We start from the raw sequence: 16,243 nt of genomic DNA, 5'->3' as shown, positions 1-16,243 counted from the left end.
GTGCTTCTAGCGGTGGAATAACTAGATAGTCACAGATATCTATCAAAATGGTGTGATAGGAGAAGGTAAAAATGTTAAGTCGCAAGCAAACTCATAGTGTGGCGCAAAATCAGCAGTGCGACACTTATGCGTGGTTCTCGCAACGCGCTTGGGTGGAAATTGATTTAGGTGCTTTGTCTTTTAATGTACATCAGTTGCGAAGTTTGTTATCGCCACGTACTGAGTTAATGGCAGTGGTAAAAGCTGATGCTTATGGACATGGATCTGTAACAGTCGCTCAGACAGTGTTACAATCCGGGGCAAGTTGGTTAGGAGTCGCTACGGTTCCAGAGGGAATTCAATTACGTGAAGCTGGAATTAAAGCTCCGATTTTGATTTTAGGAGCAACTCATACATTAGAGCAAATTCACGCGATCGCTCACTGGAAACTTCAGCCTACACTGTGCAGCCCAAAGCAAGCACTAATATTTTCCGACACTTTAGAAGCGATTAAATTTACTGACTCCATCCCCGTACACATCAAACTAGACACGGGAATGTCTAGATTAGGTACAAATTGGCAGCAAGCAGGTGAGTTTGTCCAGTTAGTGCATTCTTTGCCTCATTTAGAAATAAAAAGCATTTATTCTCACTTGGCAACCGCAGATAGTCTCGATCCGCAAGTGATGATACAACAGCATCAACGATTTGAGTCGGCGATCGCCCAAATTAAAGCTTTGGGAATAAAACCACCAAGTTTACATTTGGCAAATTCAGCCGCCACTCTTGCAGATCCGGCTTTACATTATGATATGGTGCGTGTGGGGTTAGCTATATACGGACTTTCGCCAGCTGTTCACTTGCGATCGCGTCTTGACTTAAAGCCAGTTTTACAATTAAAAGCGCGAGTCACCCACATCAAAACCATCGCTGCTGGCACTGGTGTCAGCTACGGTCATCAATTTATTGCCCCACACGAAATGCGCCTTGCCGTCGTCGGTATTGGTTATGCTGATGGAGTTCCTCGCAATCTCTCCGGCAAAATGCAAGTATTAATTCAAGGCAGACGAGTACCACAGATTGGCGCAATTACAATGGATCAATTAATGCTCGATGTCAGCACTTTACCAAATATACAAGAAGGCGAAATAGTCACCTTACTTGGGGAAGAGGGAAAAGAAAAAATTACTGCCGACGATTGGGCAGAACAATTAAACACCATTTCTTGGGAAATTCTCTGCGGATTCAAACATCGTCTGCCTCGTGTTGGTGTGATTTGATTGAAAATTGGGCATAGGGCATAGGGCATAGGGCATTGGGCATTGGTAATTTTAACTCCCCCTGCCTAAGAAAGCCTAAGAAAGCCTAAGAAAGCCCCCCTTGTCCCCCCTGCCCCATTGCCCATGACGCCAGATGCGTGACTGTCGGCATCCCCGACGGCAGGTGCTACAAACTCCTCCACCCCCGCAACGCACTGCCTCCCCAACGCACTGGCTCCCCCATGCCCATTGCCCCATGCCCAATTCCCAATTCCCTATTGCCACAGATGATTTGTTATGCTAATATAGAAAACTGATGCGGATATGGCGGAATTGGCAGACGCGCTAGATTTAGGTTCTAGTTCCGAGAGGAGTGAAGGTTCAAGTCCTTTTATCCGCACTATTTAAAAGTTGTAGTTTTTTGGCTACAATTTATACTTAATGTACAGTGACTAATTATATGTCGTCGGTGACAAATTGTTGTCATTGAGCCAGACTAGTTGTCGTCGTGGCAAATTAGGTGTCGCTCATTTAATGGTGACAAATTAATGTCGCTAAGATAATACACTCTGTAATTATCATACAGAACAATTCAAACAAGCGGATAAAAGGACTTGCTTTCAACCCACCCCTAAATTTAATACTTACTGAAACCCAAAACTAATCTCAGTTTCAAATATCTTTCAACCCTCCCATCGCTGGAAGAAGGGTTGCAACGTTTGATAGCGAATATTGCTCTCAACATGGCTTTACTTTCAACCCTCCCATAGCTCGAAGAAGGGTTGCAACTAAAAATACTATGACATTCACTATTACCACATTTACTTTCAACCCTCCCATAGCTGGAAGAAGGGTTGCGACTACCGTAGAATGAAAAAACGGGTAAGGTGCTTGCTTTCAACCCTCCCATAGCTGGAAGAAGGGTTGCGACTTTTTCAATAATATCGAAAAACGGGCAAGCCTTCCTTTCAACCCTCCCATAGCTGGAAGAAGGGTTGCGACGGTTGTATTTGGGGGCAGCAGGAACTGTAAGCTCCTTTCAACCCTCCCATAGCTGGAAGAAGGGTTGCGACGACCAGTTAACTACTTCTGACTGGAAGCTATGGTCTCTTTCAACCCTCCCATAGCTGGAAGAAGGGTTGCGACGGCACTAGATCAAACCCTTGCCTAGCAACGTTTCCAGAGCTTACTTGCGCGAACCTCGTCAAATATCCTTCCAGGATGTAATTTTTGAATTGTTCACAAAAGAAATTTATAACTAAATTCCTTGTATGGTAAGGTTTTCAGAGTTTGCGCGAATCTTCTAGCAAATTTCACTTTGCTAAAAAGCGTCAAATGAAGAATTGGGGAGGGTTCCCCCTTGATCGGGGGTGATTCAGTAGCCACTACAGCAGTACATCCGCGCCCTTATTGCTGGGAGCGCACCTATCCTGTCCGAAGACAGCAGCATCAGGGTGAGCAGCTACTAGGGTCAGAAAGCAAGACTGTATTGCTACAGTCAAACTAACCCTCATTTAACACAGTTCACAGGCTGCAAGCAGCATGAACTGCGGCGCTATTTATTATTTTATTGTCAAGGTTCAGATATTTGTCAACTTCGCCTAGCTAGGCGAAGATTGTAAGCAGAAAGTGCTAATTCCTTTGCTTTGTCCTGGGGACTGCCTCGAATCGGTTGTTTTCCCTCTTCAATCACAATTCCTATCTGAGCGGCTTTACTTTGAATGCTCTGAATTAATCTGCTGTGGCTCCACCCATGGACGTTAACCCGGTACTGTTTGGCATATTTTTGCTGACCTTCAACATAACCGGGAAATTTTTCTTCGGCTATGGCTTGAATTTCACTTTGGACAATCTCTCGCATATCCCCTAGCTTAGGCAAAACTATACTGCCAGCTTTATGGGTTTGTGCGATCGCAATAATTTCTTTAGCCAATAATCTGTCTACATACTGCCCTAACTCAGATGTACCAAATTGATTGGGAGAGAAGCTTTTTTGTGCTTTGTGGCGTTCGTGAGATAGGTACTGCTGTTGTCGTCTCTGGCGATTGAGAAGTTCGTAATTGTCACCAAGTAATTGTTTAATACTCCGGTAAGCTAAGACTTTGCCTGCGATCGCATCTACTACAGCAACAGTTGCAGGTTTTTCTAGCCCCAGGCTTACACCTACTAAAATGTGTGATTGACCTTGGTAAAGGAATTGACTAGGACGCTCAAAAGAATTGTTAATTCGAGTTAGTGTTGATTCTTTACGTTTAATAAAAGCTTGCTGTGTTTCGCTCAGGTCACTTTTCTCGTTCATTTTGGTGATGAATTTGGTAATCTCCTCTTCTTTCTCTTGGCGAACCTGTTCTGTGCCTTCAGCACTCCACAGGCGATTGTCTACACAGCAATAAAGGGTCAATCGGTTAATTTGCCAAGGTTCACCTTTACCTTCACCTTCTTGCCAAGCTAAACGACCATTTCTGAGAGTAAACAAGCCACTAGAATGCTGATTTTTGCTTTTGCGTTTAGTCTGTTGGTCTTCTAAGAAGCGTTTAAACCAGTGCAGTTGACGGCGATCGCAATACACTTCAAAAGTTAAATCACTCAAGCCATTGAAGTGAACACAGAGTCTACCTTTTTCATTTTTTGACCAAACTAGGTCTTCGTTCGTTTCAAAAATTAAGGGAAATGGAACAGAACTTGATCGGGTTAACAGAATATCCTGCCAGCGTTTTGCTTCAACATTGTCTTCTGGAACGGTGGTTGTAGCAGTGAAGAGTGTCTCTAACCATTTAGCATTGGTTAAATCTCGACCCTTGGGAATTCGACTTGTTAGCTTGTCTGTTAGCCGTTGAATTTGGATTTCAACCTTACGGCGGCGTTTAGCAAATTTTTCGAGGTCTTCTTCTTTGTCATTAAGTTTGCAGCCATTTCTCAGCAGGTAACTGATGGCGCTACGGCTGAGTATGTCGTCCGTTTCTTGGTAAGCATCAAATAATTTATGAGATAAGCTACGGTCAGGATTGGAAGCGGATGATTTTTTGGATTTTTTAGCCTTTCCTGTTTTAGTCAAAGGAGCAGCTACGTCAGAATCTGGCGTAGCTATTGCCAAAATCTCGGCAGCTTTGGTACGAATTGCCTCTAAGCTACAACCGCTAATTTCTATTAATTCAGCATCGCTGTTCAGCATTTCTAGCCAGCGTATCTTGCCATCTAGCTGCTGCTGTAGCCGTTTCTGTATGGCCAGCCAAGATTTGTAGATGTAATCCACAACATGAATTGCTGATAGATACAAACGGCTGGGCTGACCCGTAAAGCTAGGGTCAGTTTTTAGGGGTTGGCAAAGTTGGTTAACAACAGTTGACGGTAGTTTGCCATTTTTTCGCCATTTCTCAAAATCTGGATGTTTACTAAGTTGTTGAAGCAGTTCGTTAATTAGGGGTGTGTTCAAATGTGCCATTAACTTCCAGAGTTTTTGGCGGGTAGATTCACTGGCAATTAGGCAACATTGAATAGTAATCTGGCTCATAAAAATAAATTGTCACAAAAACACATCATGTTTTACGAAAAAATAATGTGTTTTAAAAGATCATTCTATAGGATGATTCTTATGGAAGGAAAGTTCTACACAAGCACCGAAGCTGCAGAAATTACTCATTGCTCTCGCCGTCAGTTGCAGTATTGGCGGGAGAAGGGAGTTATAGTACCTACGGTTAACAGTAGTGGTAAAGGTCGTAATGTTTACTACTCCAAAGCTGATCTGTTGGCGTTAACGGTAATGGAACAGTTGCTGTCAATCGGTTTAAATTTTGAGGTTTGCCATGCAGCATTGGAAACACTGCGCGAACGGGAACCTTGGTTATTTGATGAGTCTGTCCCCGAAGAAAAGATGAAGCGGCTAATGTTATTACCCACGCGATCACCGAAGGTGGGCGTTTCGCCATCGCATGAACAACCTTTGCAAATGGCAGAGTTTGATAAACAAGCTGCCCTAGAAGCCCTTTGTCAAGGACAAACTGTGATTCCATTTTGGTGCGATCGCGTGCATCAACAATTAAGGGACAATCTTAAAAGCTTTAGTAGCTAATTTGACGTTGGATATATAAGTTCAGTGGTTGCAAAATAGCGCAACACAAGTCTCATACTTAAGATTTTTTAAATTAGTATATAATTATACTACGTGTGATCGACCTCAAGCTGACCTTTTATGCCAGAAGAAATTGACAAGAAATCTCTGAGTGAACGTGACATTTGTACGAAATACATTACACCTGCTCTGATTAATCGGGGATGGGACATTAAGACTCAGATTCGTGAGGAAGTGACTCTGACAAAAGGTAGGGTGATTGTTAGGGGTAAGCTTGCTAGTCGAGGTGAGCAGAAACGCGCTGATTATGTGCTGTATCACAAACCTGGTGTGCCACTGGCTGTCATTGAAGCTAAAGATAATAATCACAGTGTCAGCGCGGGAATGCAGCAGGCGATCGCAACTGGTGAATTAATTGATGTACCATTCATCTTTAGCTCCAATGGCGACGCTTTTATGATGTGCGATCGCACAATTACTCAGGGACAGCGAGAACGAGAAATATACCTCGATAAGTTCCCGACACCGGAAGAACTTTGGCAAAAATACTGTGATTGGAAGGGAATTAACTCAGACATTCAGCCGATTGTTGCTCAAGATTACTATCCCAGTCCTGATAAAAAACAGCCACGCTATTATCAACAGATTGCCATTAATCGCACAATTGAAGCGATCGCCAAAGGAGAAAACCGCATTCTGTTAGTGATGGCGACGGGTACAGGTAAGACTTTTACGGCTTTTCAGATTATCTGGCGGTTGTGGAAGTCGGGGGCGAAAAAGCGTATCCTGTTTTTGGCAGATCGGAATATTTTGGTCGATCAAACTAGAGTCAATGACTTTAAACCCTTTGCCTCAAAAATGACCAAAATTAAGCAGCGACAGATAGATAAATCTTACGAAATTTATCTATGTCTATATCAGGCAGTAACGGGAAATGAAGAGGCGAAAAACATTTATCGCCAATTTTCACCAGATTTTTTTGACTTAATTATTATAGATGAGTGCCATCGGGGAAGCGCGGCTGAGGATTCGGCATGGCGAGAAATTTTACAATATTTTAGAAATGCTACGCAGATTGGCTTGACAGCTACCCCAAGAGAAACAGAAGAAGTTTCTAATATCAATTATTTTGGCGAGTCAGTTTTTACCTATTCGCTCAAACAAGGGATTGAAGATGGTTTTTTAGCTCCCTACAAAGTAATTCGCATTGACTTCGCTCAAGATTTGAGTGGGTGGAAACCAAAGCCAGGACAAACGGATAAATATGGTAAAGAAATTCCCGACCAAGTATTTAATCAGCGAGATTTTGATAGAACTCTGGTTTTAGAGAAGCGTACCGAGTTAGTTGCACGGATTATTTCTGATTATCTCAAATCAAGCGATCGCTTTGCCAAAACGATCATTTTTTGTGAGACGACTGACCACGCAGAACGGATGCGGGTGGCATTGGTGAACGAAAATACTGATTTGATGGCGGAGAATAGCCGCTACGTTATGCGAATTACTGGGGATGATACTCAGGGTAAGGCAGAACTAGATAATTTCATTGACCCAGAAAGTAAATATCCCACGATTGTTACTACCTCTGAGTTACTGACGACTGGTGTTGATGCTAAAACCTGTAAATTGATTGTTTTAGACCAGCGCATCCTGTCAATGACCAAGTTTAAGCAAATTATTGGTCGCGGAACTCGCATTGATGAAGACTATGGCAAAATGTTCTTCACAATTATCGACTTTAAAAAAGCGACTGAGTTATTTGCTGACCCTGACTTTGATGGCGATCCTGTACAAATTTATCAACCTAAGCCAATTGATCCAATTGTCCCACCCGATCCTGGAGACGATGAGGTAGTTATAGATGATGGCGAGATTAGCCGCAAGCAAACGCGGGATAGGTATGTAATTGCAGACGAAGAGGTGTCTGTTGCTTTTATCCGAGAGCAATACCACGGCAAAGACGGTAAGCTAATTACGGAATCGATTAAAGACTATACTCGCAAAACAGTTAGTCAGGAGTATGCCTCGTTAGATGCTTTCTTGAAGAAATGGCACTCTACGGAGCAGAAGCAGGCTATTATCCAAGAGTTACAAGTGTTGGGAGTGCCTTTAGAAGCTTTGGAAAATGAGGTTGGTAAGGATTTTGACCCCTTAGACTTGATTTGTCATATTGTCTTTGATCAACCGCCACTAACACGGAAAGAAAGGGCGAACAATGTCCGCAAGCGTGACTACTTTAGCAAGTATGGCGAACAAGCTAGAACTGTTCTCAATGCTTTGTTGGATAAATATGCTGATGAGGGGATTGAAGATATTGAAAGTCTGGATGTATTAAAGGTGAAACCAATCAGCGATTTAGGCACTCCGTTAGAGATAATTAAGATTTTTGGTGGTAAGCAAGCTTACTTACAAGCATTGTCCGTTCTTAAGTCAGAACTATATCGAGTATCTTGACATCCTGGAATAGGATATGATTTCTCTTCTAGGTTAATCGTGCCAATCGGCGATCGCAGTCTCATATTATGTCAATCAGCACTACAATTAAAACTATTCAAGATATCATGCGGAAGGATGCGGGCGTTGATGGCGACGCGCAACGCATTAACCAGTTAGTTTGGATGATATTCCTCAAGGTTTTTGATGCCCGTGAAGAAGAATATGAACTGCTAGAGGATAATTATAAATCTCCGATTCCTGAAGGGTTGCGTTGGCGTAACTGGGCAGCAGATGCAGAAGGTATGACTGGAGATGCTTTACTAGATTTTGTAGATAATGCTTTATTTAAAACTCTCAAAGAACTGAGAACTACGGCAACTGATGCGCGTGGGCAGATGATTGGTAAGGTGTTTGAGGATGCCTACAACTATATGAAAAATGGCACTCTCATCCGCCAAGTAATTAATAAGCTCAACGAAGTTGATTTTAATAAAAAAGAGCAGAAAAAGCAGTTCAGCGAAATTTACGAGAAGATTCTCAAAGATTTGCAGAGTGCGGGTAATGCGGGAGAATATTATACTCCCCGTGCGGTGACAAAGTTTATTGTTGATAGAATCAAGCCGCAATTAGGCGAAATTGTATTTGACCCAGCTTGCGGTACAGGTGGCTTTTTAACAGCAGCTATTGATTACATTCGCCAACATTTTCAAAGTGCTGATGTTCCAGAAATTCTGCAACGGACGATTCGCGGTACTGAGAAAAAGCCGTTACCTTATAACCTTTGCGTGACGAATTTGATTTTACATGGTATTGATGTGCCGGAAGCGGAACATGATAACACTTTGGCACGACCACTGCGCGATTACAGTCCTCAAGAACGGGTGGATGTAATTATCACTAATCCGCCTTTTGGTGGGATGGAAGAAGATGGCATTGAGGACAATTTTCCCACTACGTTCCGCACACGAGAAACGGCAGATTTATTTCTGGTGCTGATTGCTCATTTACTCAAAGAAGGTGGTAGAGGGGCAATAGTTTTACCAGATGGAACACTGTTTGGGGAAGGTGTGAAAACGCGGATTAAAGAAAAACTGCTGCAAGATTGTAACCTTCATACAATTGTTCGCTTACCAAATGGTGTATTTAATCCCTACACAGGTATTAAAACTAATCTGCTATTTTTCACTAAAGGTGAACCAACAGAAACGATTTGGTATTATGAACACCCTTACCCAGCAGGTTATAAGTCTTACTCAAAAACTAAACCAATTCGCTTTGAGGAATTTGCACCGGAACAAGAATGGTGGGATAACCGCGAGGAAAATGAATTTGCTTGGCAGGTTTCAATTGCAGATTTGAAAGCGAATAATTACAATCTAGATATTAAAAATCCTCACAAAGTTGATGTAGAACACGCTAATTTAGATGAGATGTTAGCAGAGCATGAAAAACTCATAGCAGAGTTGGGTGATGTGCGGAATAAGTTGAAATTTGAATTAATGGAAGCGTTAGAGGGTGATGGGTAGGGGCGGGTTCACAGATATGCTCAATTATCAACGATAATATTCATAAACCCGCCCCTACATCTGCGATTTACAATGATAAATTAATAATATAAATTATGAAATATAATCCAGAAAAACATCATCGTAGATCAATTCGGTTACAGGGTTATGATTATACACAGGCAGGAATGTATTTTATAACCATTTGTATTTGGCAACGTGAATGCCTATTAGGAAACGTGGTAGGGGCAGGTTCACAAATATTATCAACCACCAATGACGATCCGGGTAAACCTGCCCCTACAACCGTGATTGATAATGATGAATTGGATAAAACGGGGGCAGGTTCACAAATATTATCAAATCTCAACGATGATATCAATAAACCTGCCCCTACCTATATAAAATTAAGTCGTTATGGACAAGTAGTTCAATATAACTGGAATATTCTGGCTAAGAAGTTTAATAATGTGCAGTTAGATGAATTTGTAATAATGCCTAACCATATACATGGAATAATTCAATTAAACAAATCAGGAGATAAATCATTATCAGAAATAATACAAAATTTTAAAACATCTTCTGCTCGTCGTATTAATCAGTTGAGAGACTCAAAAGGTATACCTGTTTGGCAGCGTAATTATTATGAACATATTATACGAAAGGAAGAAGCATTGCAAAAAATTCGTGAATATATAATTAACAATTATTTATCCTGGGAACAAGATCAATTGCATCCAAATAATCCGTCGAAATGGTAATTAATTTTGATGGATAATAATTACATATTTAAGGGCAAGTTCATAAAAATCATCGTTGAGATTTCAACATATACAGTAAAGGCGGGTTTACCAAGATCATCGTTTATGTTCGATACTATTTGTGAACCCGCCCCTACTATAGAATAATACAGATAAACAAAATATCTTAAAATATCTGGAGATTAGATTATGCAGATGGAAGTAGTAGAATTTCAAGGTATTGTCAAAGATGGTGTAATTCAAATTCCTGAAATTTATAAAGGAGAGCTAGATGGGGAGTCTGTCAAAGTAATTGTTATGAAAAAAGTTAGAAAAACAGCAGCAGTTGATATTATTGCTGAACTCATAAAGCATCCGGTGGAGTTTGAATGGCCTCCTTTGAACCGAGAAGAGATTTATGACCGCAATTCATGAGAATGGCTATTTTCTGGATTCTAATATCTGGATTTATGCTCTAGCGAATAATCAAGATATTAACAAACGCAATATAGCTTGTCGTCTAGTTGATGCTGAAGGGGTAATCATTAGTACACAAGTTGTTAATGAAGTATGTCTAAATCTAATTAAAAAATCTTCTTTTACTGAGCAACAAATAACACAGTTAATAGAGGCATTTTATAAAGGTTCTCACATTATTTCATTTAATCGTGATATTTTGGTGAACTCTTCCAATCTTCGTAGTAGATATAATTTCTCTTTTTGGGATAGTTTAATTGTTGCTTGTGCTTTAGCTGCGGGAGCAAGTATTCTCTATTCTGAAGATATGCAGGATGGGTTAGTGGTAGATAATCAATTACAAATTGTGAATCCGTTTAAATGAAAGTAGATACGTTTTTTCAGAATTTTGAATTGTTGACTGATGCACCGAATGCAATCGGAAAGTTACGGGAAATCATTTTACAATTGTCAGTATGCGGAAAACTTTCACAACAAGCTGATGATGAATGTGCCAGTATTTTAGTTAGTGAAGCCCAAAAAACGTTAGCAAAACTTATTGATGAGAAAAAATATAGAAGTTTTGAAAAAGTATTACCCGTTAAATTGGATGAACAACCCTATAAAATTCCTCAAAACTGGAAGTGGGTTCGTATTGGAGAAATGGCTTTAGTTAGAGGTGGAAAACGTTTACCTCAAGGAGCTTCATTTGCTATAATTACAACCCCCTATATTTACATTCAAGTTACCAATATGAAGAATGGAACTATTGTAAATGAGGGGCTAAAGTATATTGATGAGGATGTATATCAAGCAATTAAAAATTACATTATTGAGAAAGAAGACTTATATATTTCTATTGCAGGTACAATAGGACAAGTTGGAGAAGTTCCTGATTTTTGCCATCAAATGAACTTAACCGAAAATGCAGCAAGAATTATATTCAAAGAATTAAATAAAAAATATTTTCTTACTGCTCTAAACTCTAATATAGTGCAAAGTCAGTTTAAAGAAAAAACAAATCAGCAAGCTCAACCTAAGTTAGCTTTGAAACGAATAGCTGATGCAATTATTCCTTTACCACCGCTTGCAGAACAAAAACGGATTGTAGAAAAGTGCGATCGCCTCCTCTCAACCTGTGACGAAATCGAAAAACGACAGCAGCAAAGGCAAGAGAGCATTGTGAGGATGAATGAGAGTGCGATCGCTCAACTCCTCTCCTCCCAAAATCCCGACGAATTCCGCCAACACTGGCAGCGCATTTGCAATAATTTTGACTTACTCTACAGCATCCCTGAAACAATTCCTAAACTGCGTCAGGCGATTTTGCAATTGGCTGTGCAGGGTAAACTTGTACCTCAAGATCCAATTGATGAACCAGCTTTAACTCTATTGAAAAATATTCAATGTGAGAAAGAGCAACTCATTAAAAGCAAACAAATAAAACAAGATAAAGCTTTACCTAAAATTGAAGAAGATATTGTACCGTTTGTAATTCCAAAAGGGTGGGAATGGTGTTATGTCTCTGATATCTCAACAAAAATCACAGATGGAGAACACCTGACCCCTCAAAGAGCTTCTAGCGGCTACTACCTTCTATCAGCTAGAAATGTTAGAGATGAAGGAATTGCCCTAGATGATGTTGATTATGTTCCTGAAAACGAATTTCTAAGAATTAGAAAAAGATGCGATCCAAATAAAGGAGACATCCTTATCTCTTGCTCAGGAAGTGTTGGCAGAGTAGCAATTGTAGACAGAGATAAAACTTATGTAATGGTGAGAAGTGCAGCCTTGGTTAAGCCATTTCAAGATTATGTAATTAGTGAATTCCTTGCCTATACCCTGAGATCCTTATTCGTGCAAAATCAAATAATTGAAAAATCAAAGACATCAGCACAAGCAAACCTTTTTCTAGGAAAAATTAAGGAAATAAAAATTGTCCTTCCACCCCTCGCTGAACAAAAACGCATTGTAGAGAAGTGCGATCGCCTGATGTCTCTCTGCGATACCCTAGAAGCCAGATTGAAACAAGGGCGAGATAGCAGCGAGAAACTGATGGAAGTCGCAGCAAAGCAGGTGTTAACAGTCTGATAACTTCCTAGCGTTTCGCATTCAATCAGCTTGCAAGCGATCGCTGAATACTGTTAACTCAAATTGTGGAAAACTGCGATCGCTCTGCGAATATCTCCAAGATGTACAGCAGTACATCACAAGCATCACATAACCAAAGTCTCCTAACAGATAGGCAGAAATTAGACAGTCGCTACCCACGCTTCCTTAACAAATTACGAATTATTTTGGTGTAATTGTCCCCTCATTCTGAGCTTGTTTAATCGCTCGTTTCAAAATTAACACCGCCATTTGAGACAAAGAACGCTCCTCTGCATCAGCTAACAATTGCAGGGCTTCTTTGTCTTCTTCTTCCATATAAATAGTTACAGTTACTTTTGCCATGTGATCATCATAAGCAATTTTGATTGTTTTTATGTTTAACGCATTAAAACACACTAATTAACATAAAAACACTTTATTTTAGCGTATAATTACTTATAAGTCAAAAGCCAGCCATCAACTTTCTCAGGGCGGATGCTGGCTTTTGGCCCCCATATCACAGGAGACATATACAATGTTAAAGCCTGTTAGCTACAAAACAGACGAACACAGAGCTTATCAACAAGCTTTAGATGATTTCGGCATCACAGAATTACTAGCAAAGCTCAACAACTACTCTGACCCAGACTTTGATAGCACTTGGATGCAACTTCAGCCGCAAGAAATAGAAAGTCTAGCTGCGATTCTGATTTCACAGTTAACTCACAGCATCAATGGTAAGTTGATCGCTAATTATCTCAATCTCATCCGGCACAGTAACCAAGATATAGTTCCAGGCTTGATTAAGCTGAAATGCCCAGATGCATCTATTGAGCTTCCTGTCAACTTTCCTCATGTAGCGAAGACACCCAGATTTTTATATGGCGATCGCTTGCGTTGGCTCTCTAATGAAAGCGATACTGACTGGGGTATTGTCATAGGTCGATTTTATAGCTTTTCTAGCGATCGCTGCTGCTGGAGTTGGTGCTACCTGATTTGGTTGAGTAAAGAGAGCCAGAGTGCTGCTTGGACATCTGCCGATATTGCTTGGGAAGAAGATTTAGAACCAATCAGCGAGGAGACACACTGATGAATCCTCATCCACTCAAGCAGCGAGAGCAAGATTTGATGCAATTCTATAGTTATTGTCAATTGGGAATGACTCCCAAGCAGTTTTACACCAAGTGGCAGGTAAACCACGAACAAATGGCTCAGATTTGCGATCGTTCCCTTTCCACTGTTCGCCGCTGGTTTGCTAGAGGTAAAAACTACCGCCGTCCAATGCCAGCCGATTTACGCCACCTGGCGCTGATGAACTTTTTGCTGGAACACTTTGAGGAGATTCCCGAAGAACTATTGCAGAAGCTGTGTTTTCCAGACGAAAGTGAGTAGAAACTGAATCTAATTTCAATATCAAAATGATATTTCTTGCCAGCCACCATCAAAGTAGGCTGGCTTTTGTCTTAGAAATTACAGATTTTACCGGGAGAATTTCATGACTTATCTTGAAAAGCTCAATCCTTGGTGTATAGTCCGGCTTTTCCCTAATATGCAAAACCAGATTGTAGCTCGTTTTCGTCGCCGCAGTGATGCAGAAGCTCATCTACAAGTTTTGCGCCGACTCATTCCTAGTGTGAGTTTTACACTGATTTTCAATGTGGGGGTAGAGCAACAAGATTTGACTGCTTTAAAGTAAGTAGCGATCGCATCCTCTTGTTACCTGAAACTGCCACTGAGAGCAAGTGGCGTTAGAAGCACTTTGCAAGGGACAAACTGTAATTCCTTGCAAGGGACAAACTGTAATTCCTTTTTGGTGCGATCGCGTGCATCAACAATTAAGGGATAATCTCAAAAGCTTCAGTAATCTCGCTGAAGATTTTTAGCAAACATTCTGCACCTTGGAGGATAACATTCAGGACATCACGAAATTTTTTATAAGTCCTGCTACATGAATATTCAGGCAGAGCATTTTAGATATTTTTATTGCTTAGTCATAACCACTAAAAACTAAATTGTGCTAATTAAGAGTGTAGAATGTTTAATAAGTTTGGTTAGTTTTTAGATTTTTTTAAATCTATACAAATATTATGCATAATTTTTATTAATAACTTGTGTTTTTTAACAAAACTGATTGTAACTCTGTTACTGTCTTTGTTTCCCATTTCGTATACTCTATAGGGTTATCATGAAATTTTTGCCATGCGTTCCGCATAAGAAATGGTAGATTCTCTTTACTATCAGGTTGCTTGTAGTAAGGAACTAGACCAACTTTTTCCCATACCTTTATCACTTGTTTAGCCAGTTGCCGTAAAATTTCATTTGGGTAACAGTATTCATATTCTCCATCAGGCGAATCTACTAGAATTAACTTAAAATATTCCCATTCTTGAGTTATGTTTTCTACTTGTTCAGAGTCTCCAAGTTCATCTAGTGTTAATAAAATTGCTCTCATTCTTGCTTCGTCGGCAGGATGACTTCCTTCTTGCCCAAAACTTGGATAGTAAATTTCTGGATCAGATTCCAGCAACAATCTTAAATGAGACCAGCCATATGCAGAACCAACTAAGTAAGTAGCACAGATATCACAAGAAAACTCAACTATATATTCCTGTAACCATGTTTGCTCTAATAACTTAAAATGATTTTGATAAGCTTTTGATGGGGTTTTATTTTTTAGGATGTCCCTTTGTTCCTTAATGTATTTACATAGAATTTTTGAGAAAGGTTGAGTAATTTCTGTTTCGTAATAGTTATATACCAAATGCCCTAGTTCATGTACAAAATCTGGTATAGCTAGTAAAAAATTATCTTCACATAAAGGAATATTAATTATATTTTCTATAGGAAGGGCAGAAAAATAATCTGAACTGTGAGTACTGATTAAAGGATACTCTTCACAAGAGTAATTTACTTGCTCGCAAAAGAGTTTAGCAAATTTATAAAAATAGTAATCTTTTCTATTAAAATGATATAATAAAGTGATCTTAGATGTTTCTAAAATATTTACGTCTTCTGCATAACGTCTATATGAGTTAATTTGATTTTTTAGTAGAATTTCTACACCAAAATCAGGATCATTAATAATTTCCTCTATATCATAAGCTAATTTTTCTAATTCTGTAGATACATTGTTAATATGTAATTTAAATTCTTCTGGTAAATTGTTTAAATCTTTCAAATGTTCAATTAATTTATGGCAACGTTTAAGTAATAACATTACTTGTCCGCAGAAAAATTGTGACATCATAAAATTTATCTACCTTCTTCGCAATTTGCGATATAGCCTTGTAGTTTCAGCGTCAAGTTGTTCACATAGTTCATCAAGATGACCAATAAACTTCTCTGTTAGAGGTTCATTGCCAACTAGACGCTGTTGAACTTCTTCAAGATCATTTTTATACCAAGAGATATCTCCTTTATGTTGTTCCTGTAAACGCTTAATAAAAAAGGGTGGTACTTGAGAAGGATTTTGTTCATTTTCCCCTACTCCATTACTGTCACTTAGTTGTGCAACTATTTGTCCTAAGATATTAGCAAGATAATTTCGTGCCGTAATAATTTCTTGATCCGTTATTTTATTTGCACTCTGTAGCTTAAAGTGGTGCTTTTTTAGCAGAATAATATAATCGTTAAGATTTTTGAACAAATTAGCGGTACTTTTGTATTCTTGAGAAATTATTCCAATTCCGCTCATTATCTTTCACCTCA

General features: G+C 39.6%; 18 protein-coding genes, 1 tRNA gene and 1 CRISPR repeat array. Of the genes, 13 read left to right on the top strand and 6 right to left on the bottom strand.

Annotated features, from left to right (window positions below; all coding sequences use genetic code 11):
• Positions 1-71 precede the first annotated feature (71 nt).
• Positions 72-1,259, top strand: a complete 1,188-nt coding sequence (alr, locus tag PI95_RS19970) for an alanine racemase (protein WP_039742796.1) — start codon at positions 72-74, stop codon at positions 1,257-1,259.
• 65 nt (positions 1,260-1,324) lie between these two features.
• On the opposite strand, the gene PI95_RS19965 is transcribed toward alr, so the two are convergent.
• Positions 1,325-1,465 carry a hypothetical protein gene (locus PI95_RS19965; RefSeq protein ID WP_163519031.1) on the bottom strand — a complete coding sequence of 47 codons (141 nt, stop codon included), beginning with the start codon at positions 1,463-1,465 and terminating at the stop codon, positions 1,325-1,327.
• 91 nt (positions 1,466-1,556) lie between these two features.
• Here PI95_RS19965 and PI95_RS19960 point away from each other — a divergent pair.
• Positions 1,557-1,638 (top strand) — tRNA-Leu (locus PI95_RS19960).
• Between the two features lie 280 nt (positions 1,639-1,918).
• Positions 1,919-2,384: a CRISPR direct-repeat array (repeat unit 37 nt; unit sequence CTTTCAACCCTCCCATAGCTGGAAGAAGGGTTGCGAC).
• A 445-nt stretch (positions 2,385-2,829) separates the two neighbouring features.
• Here the strand turns inward: PI95_RS19960 and cas12k are convergent.
• Positions 2,830-4,749: a type V CRISPR-associated protein Cas12k gene (gene cas12k / locus PI95_RS19955; protein ID WP_039742799.1), complete on the bottom strand. Its 1,920-nt coding sequence runs from the start codon at positions 4,747-4,749 to the stop codon at positions 2,830-2,832.
• A gap of 81 nt (positions 4,750-4,830) precedes the next feature.
• On the opposite strand from cas12k, the gene PI95_RS19950 reads away from it, so the two are divergent.
• From PI95_RS19950 to PI95_RS19915, 7 genes are all read left to right on the top strand, one after another.
• Positions 4,831-5,307, top strand: coding sequence for a MerR family transcriptional regulator (locus PI95_RS19950; protein ID WP_039743983.1), 477 nt, complete (start codon positions 4,831-4,833; stop codon positions 5,305-5,307).
• A 120-nt stretch (positions 5,308-5,427) separates the two neighbouring features.
• Positions 5,428-7,761: an EcoAI/FtnUII family type I restriction enzme subunit R gene (gene hsdR / locus PI95_RS19945; RefSeq protein WP_163519029.1), complete on the top strand. Its 2,334-nt coding sequence runs from the start codon at positions 5,428-5,430 to the stop codon at positions 7,759-7,761.
• A gap of 68 nt (positions 7,762-7,829) precedes the next feature.
• Positions 7,830-9,269 (top strand): type I restriction-modification system subunit M, encoded by a 1,440-nt coding sequence (locus tag PI95_RS19940; RefSeq protein ID WP_039742812.1) that lies wholly within the window; start codon positions 7,830-7,832, stop codon positions 9,267-9,269.
• 95 nt (positions 9,270-9,364) lie between these two features.
• Entirely contained in the window at positions 9,365-10,009 is a 645-nt protein-coding gene (locus tag PI95_RS35300; protein WP_039742815.1) for a transposase, read from the top strand.
• 189 nt (positions 10,010-10,198) lie between these two features.
• Entirely contained in the window at positions 10,199-10,423 is a 225-nt protein-coding gene (locus PI95_RS19925) for a hypothetical protein (protein WP_039742818.1), read from the top strand.
• Complete coding sequence (locus PI95_RS19920; RefSeq protein WP_039742821.1) at positions 10,407-10,829, top strand: PIN domain-containing protein; 423 nt, start codon at positions 10,407-10,409, stop codon at positions 10,827-10,829. Before PI95_RS19925 ends, PI95_RS19920 begins: the two co-directional genes overlap by 17 nt.
• Positions 10,826-12,535, top strand: a complete 1,710-nt coding sequence (locus PI95_RS19915) for a restriction endonuclease subunit S (protein WP_039742822.1) — start codon at positions 10,826-10,828, stop codon at positions 12,533-12,535. The genes PI95_RS19920 and PI95_RS19915 overlap by 4 nt, the downstream gene beginning before the upstream one ends.
• 21 nt (positions 12,536-12,556) lie before the next feature.
• Here the strand turns inward: PI95_RS19915 and PI95_RS19910 are convergent, their stop codons facing one another.
• Positions 12,557-12,715, bottom strand: a complete 159-nt coding sequence (locus PI95_RS19910; protein ID WP_163519028.1) for a hypothetical protein — start codon at positions 12,713-12,715, stop codon at positions 12,557-12,559.
• A 21-nt stretch (positions 12,716-12,736) separates the two neighbouring features.
• A complete protein-coding gene (locus PI95_RS19905; RefSeq protein ID WP_163519027.1) occupies positions 12,737-12,898 on the bottom strand; it encodes a ribbon-helix-helix domain-containing protein in 162 nt (53 codons plus the stop codon).
• 172 nt (positions 12,899-13,070) lie between these two features.
• Here PI95_RS19905 and PI95_RS19900 point away from each other — a divergent pair, with 172 nt between their 5' ends.
• From PI95_RS19900 to PI95_RS19885, 4 genes are all read left to right on the top strand, one after another.
• Entirely contained in the window at positions 13,071-13,625 is a 555-nt protein-coding gene (locus PI95_RS19900) for a hypothetical protein (protein ID WP_039742829.1), read from the top strand.
• Complete coding sequence (locus PI95_RS19895) at positions 13,625-13,927, top strand: hypothetical protein (protein WP_039742833.1); 303 nt, start codon at positions 13,625-13,627, stop codon at positions 13,925-13,927. Before PI95_RS19900 ends, PI95_RS19895 begins: the two co-directional genes overlap by 1 nt.
• Before the next feature lie 103 nt (positions 13,928-14,030).
• Positions 14,031-14,231, top strand: a complete 201-nt coding sequence (locus PI95_RS19890) for a hypothetical protein (protein ID WP_039742836.1) — start codon at positions 14,031-14,033, stop codon at positions 14,229-14,231.
• A gap of 46 nt (positions 14,232-14,277) precedes the next feature.
• Positions 14,278-14,418 (top strand): hypothetical protein, encoded by a 141-nt coding sequence (locus PI95_RS19885; protein WP_163519023.1) that lies wholly within the window; start codon positions 14,278-14,280, stop codon positions 14,416-14,418.
• A gap of 218 nt (positions 14,419-14,636) precedes the next feature.
• Here the strand turns inward: PI95_RS19885 and PI95_RS19880 are convergent, their stop codons facing one another.
• Both PI95_RS19880 and PI95_RS19875 read right to left on the bottom strand, forming a co-directional pair.
• Positions 14,637-15,782 carry a hypothetical protein gene (locus PI95_RS19880; protein ID WP_163519026.1) on the bottom strand — a complete coding sequence of 382 codons (1,146 nt, stop codon included), beginning with the start codon at positions 15,780-15,782 and terminating at the stop codon, positions 14,637-14,639.
• Between the two features lie 9 nt (positions 15,783-15,791).
• A complete protein-coding gene (locus PI95_RS19875; RefSeq protein WP_039742839.1) occupies positions 15,792-16,229 on the bottom strand; it encodes a hypothetical protein in 438 nt (145 codons plus the stop codon).
• Positions 16,230-16,243 lie beyond the last annotated feature (14 nt).

Origin of the sequence: Hassallia byssoidea VB512170, from assembly GCF_000817785.2 — a bacterium.
Taxonomy (GTDB): Bacteria; Cyanobacteriota; Cyanobacteriia; order Cyanobacteriales; family Nostocaceae; genus Hassallia; species Hassallia carrinoi.
This window is presented reverse-complemented; position numbering and strand designations above follow the sequence as displayed.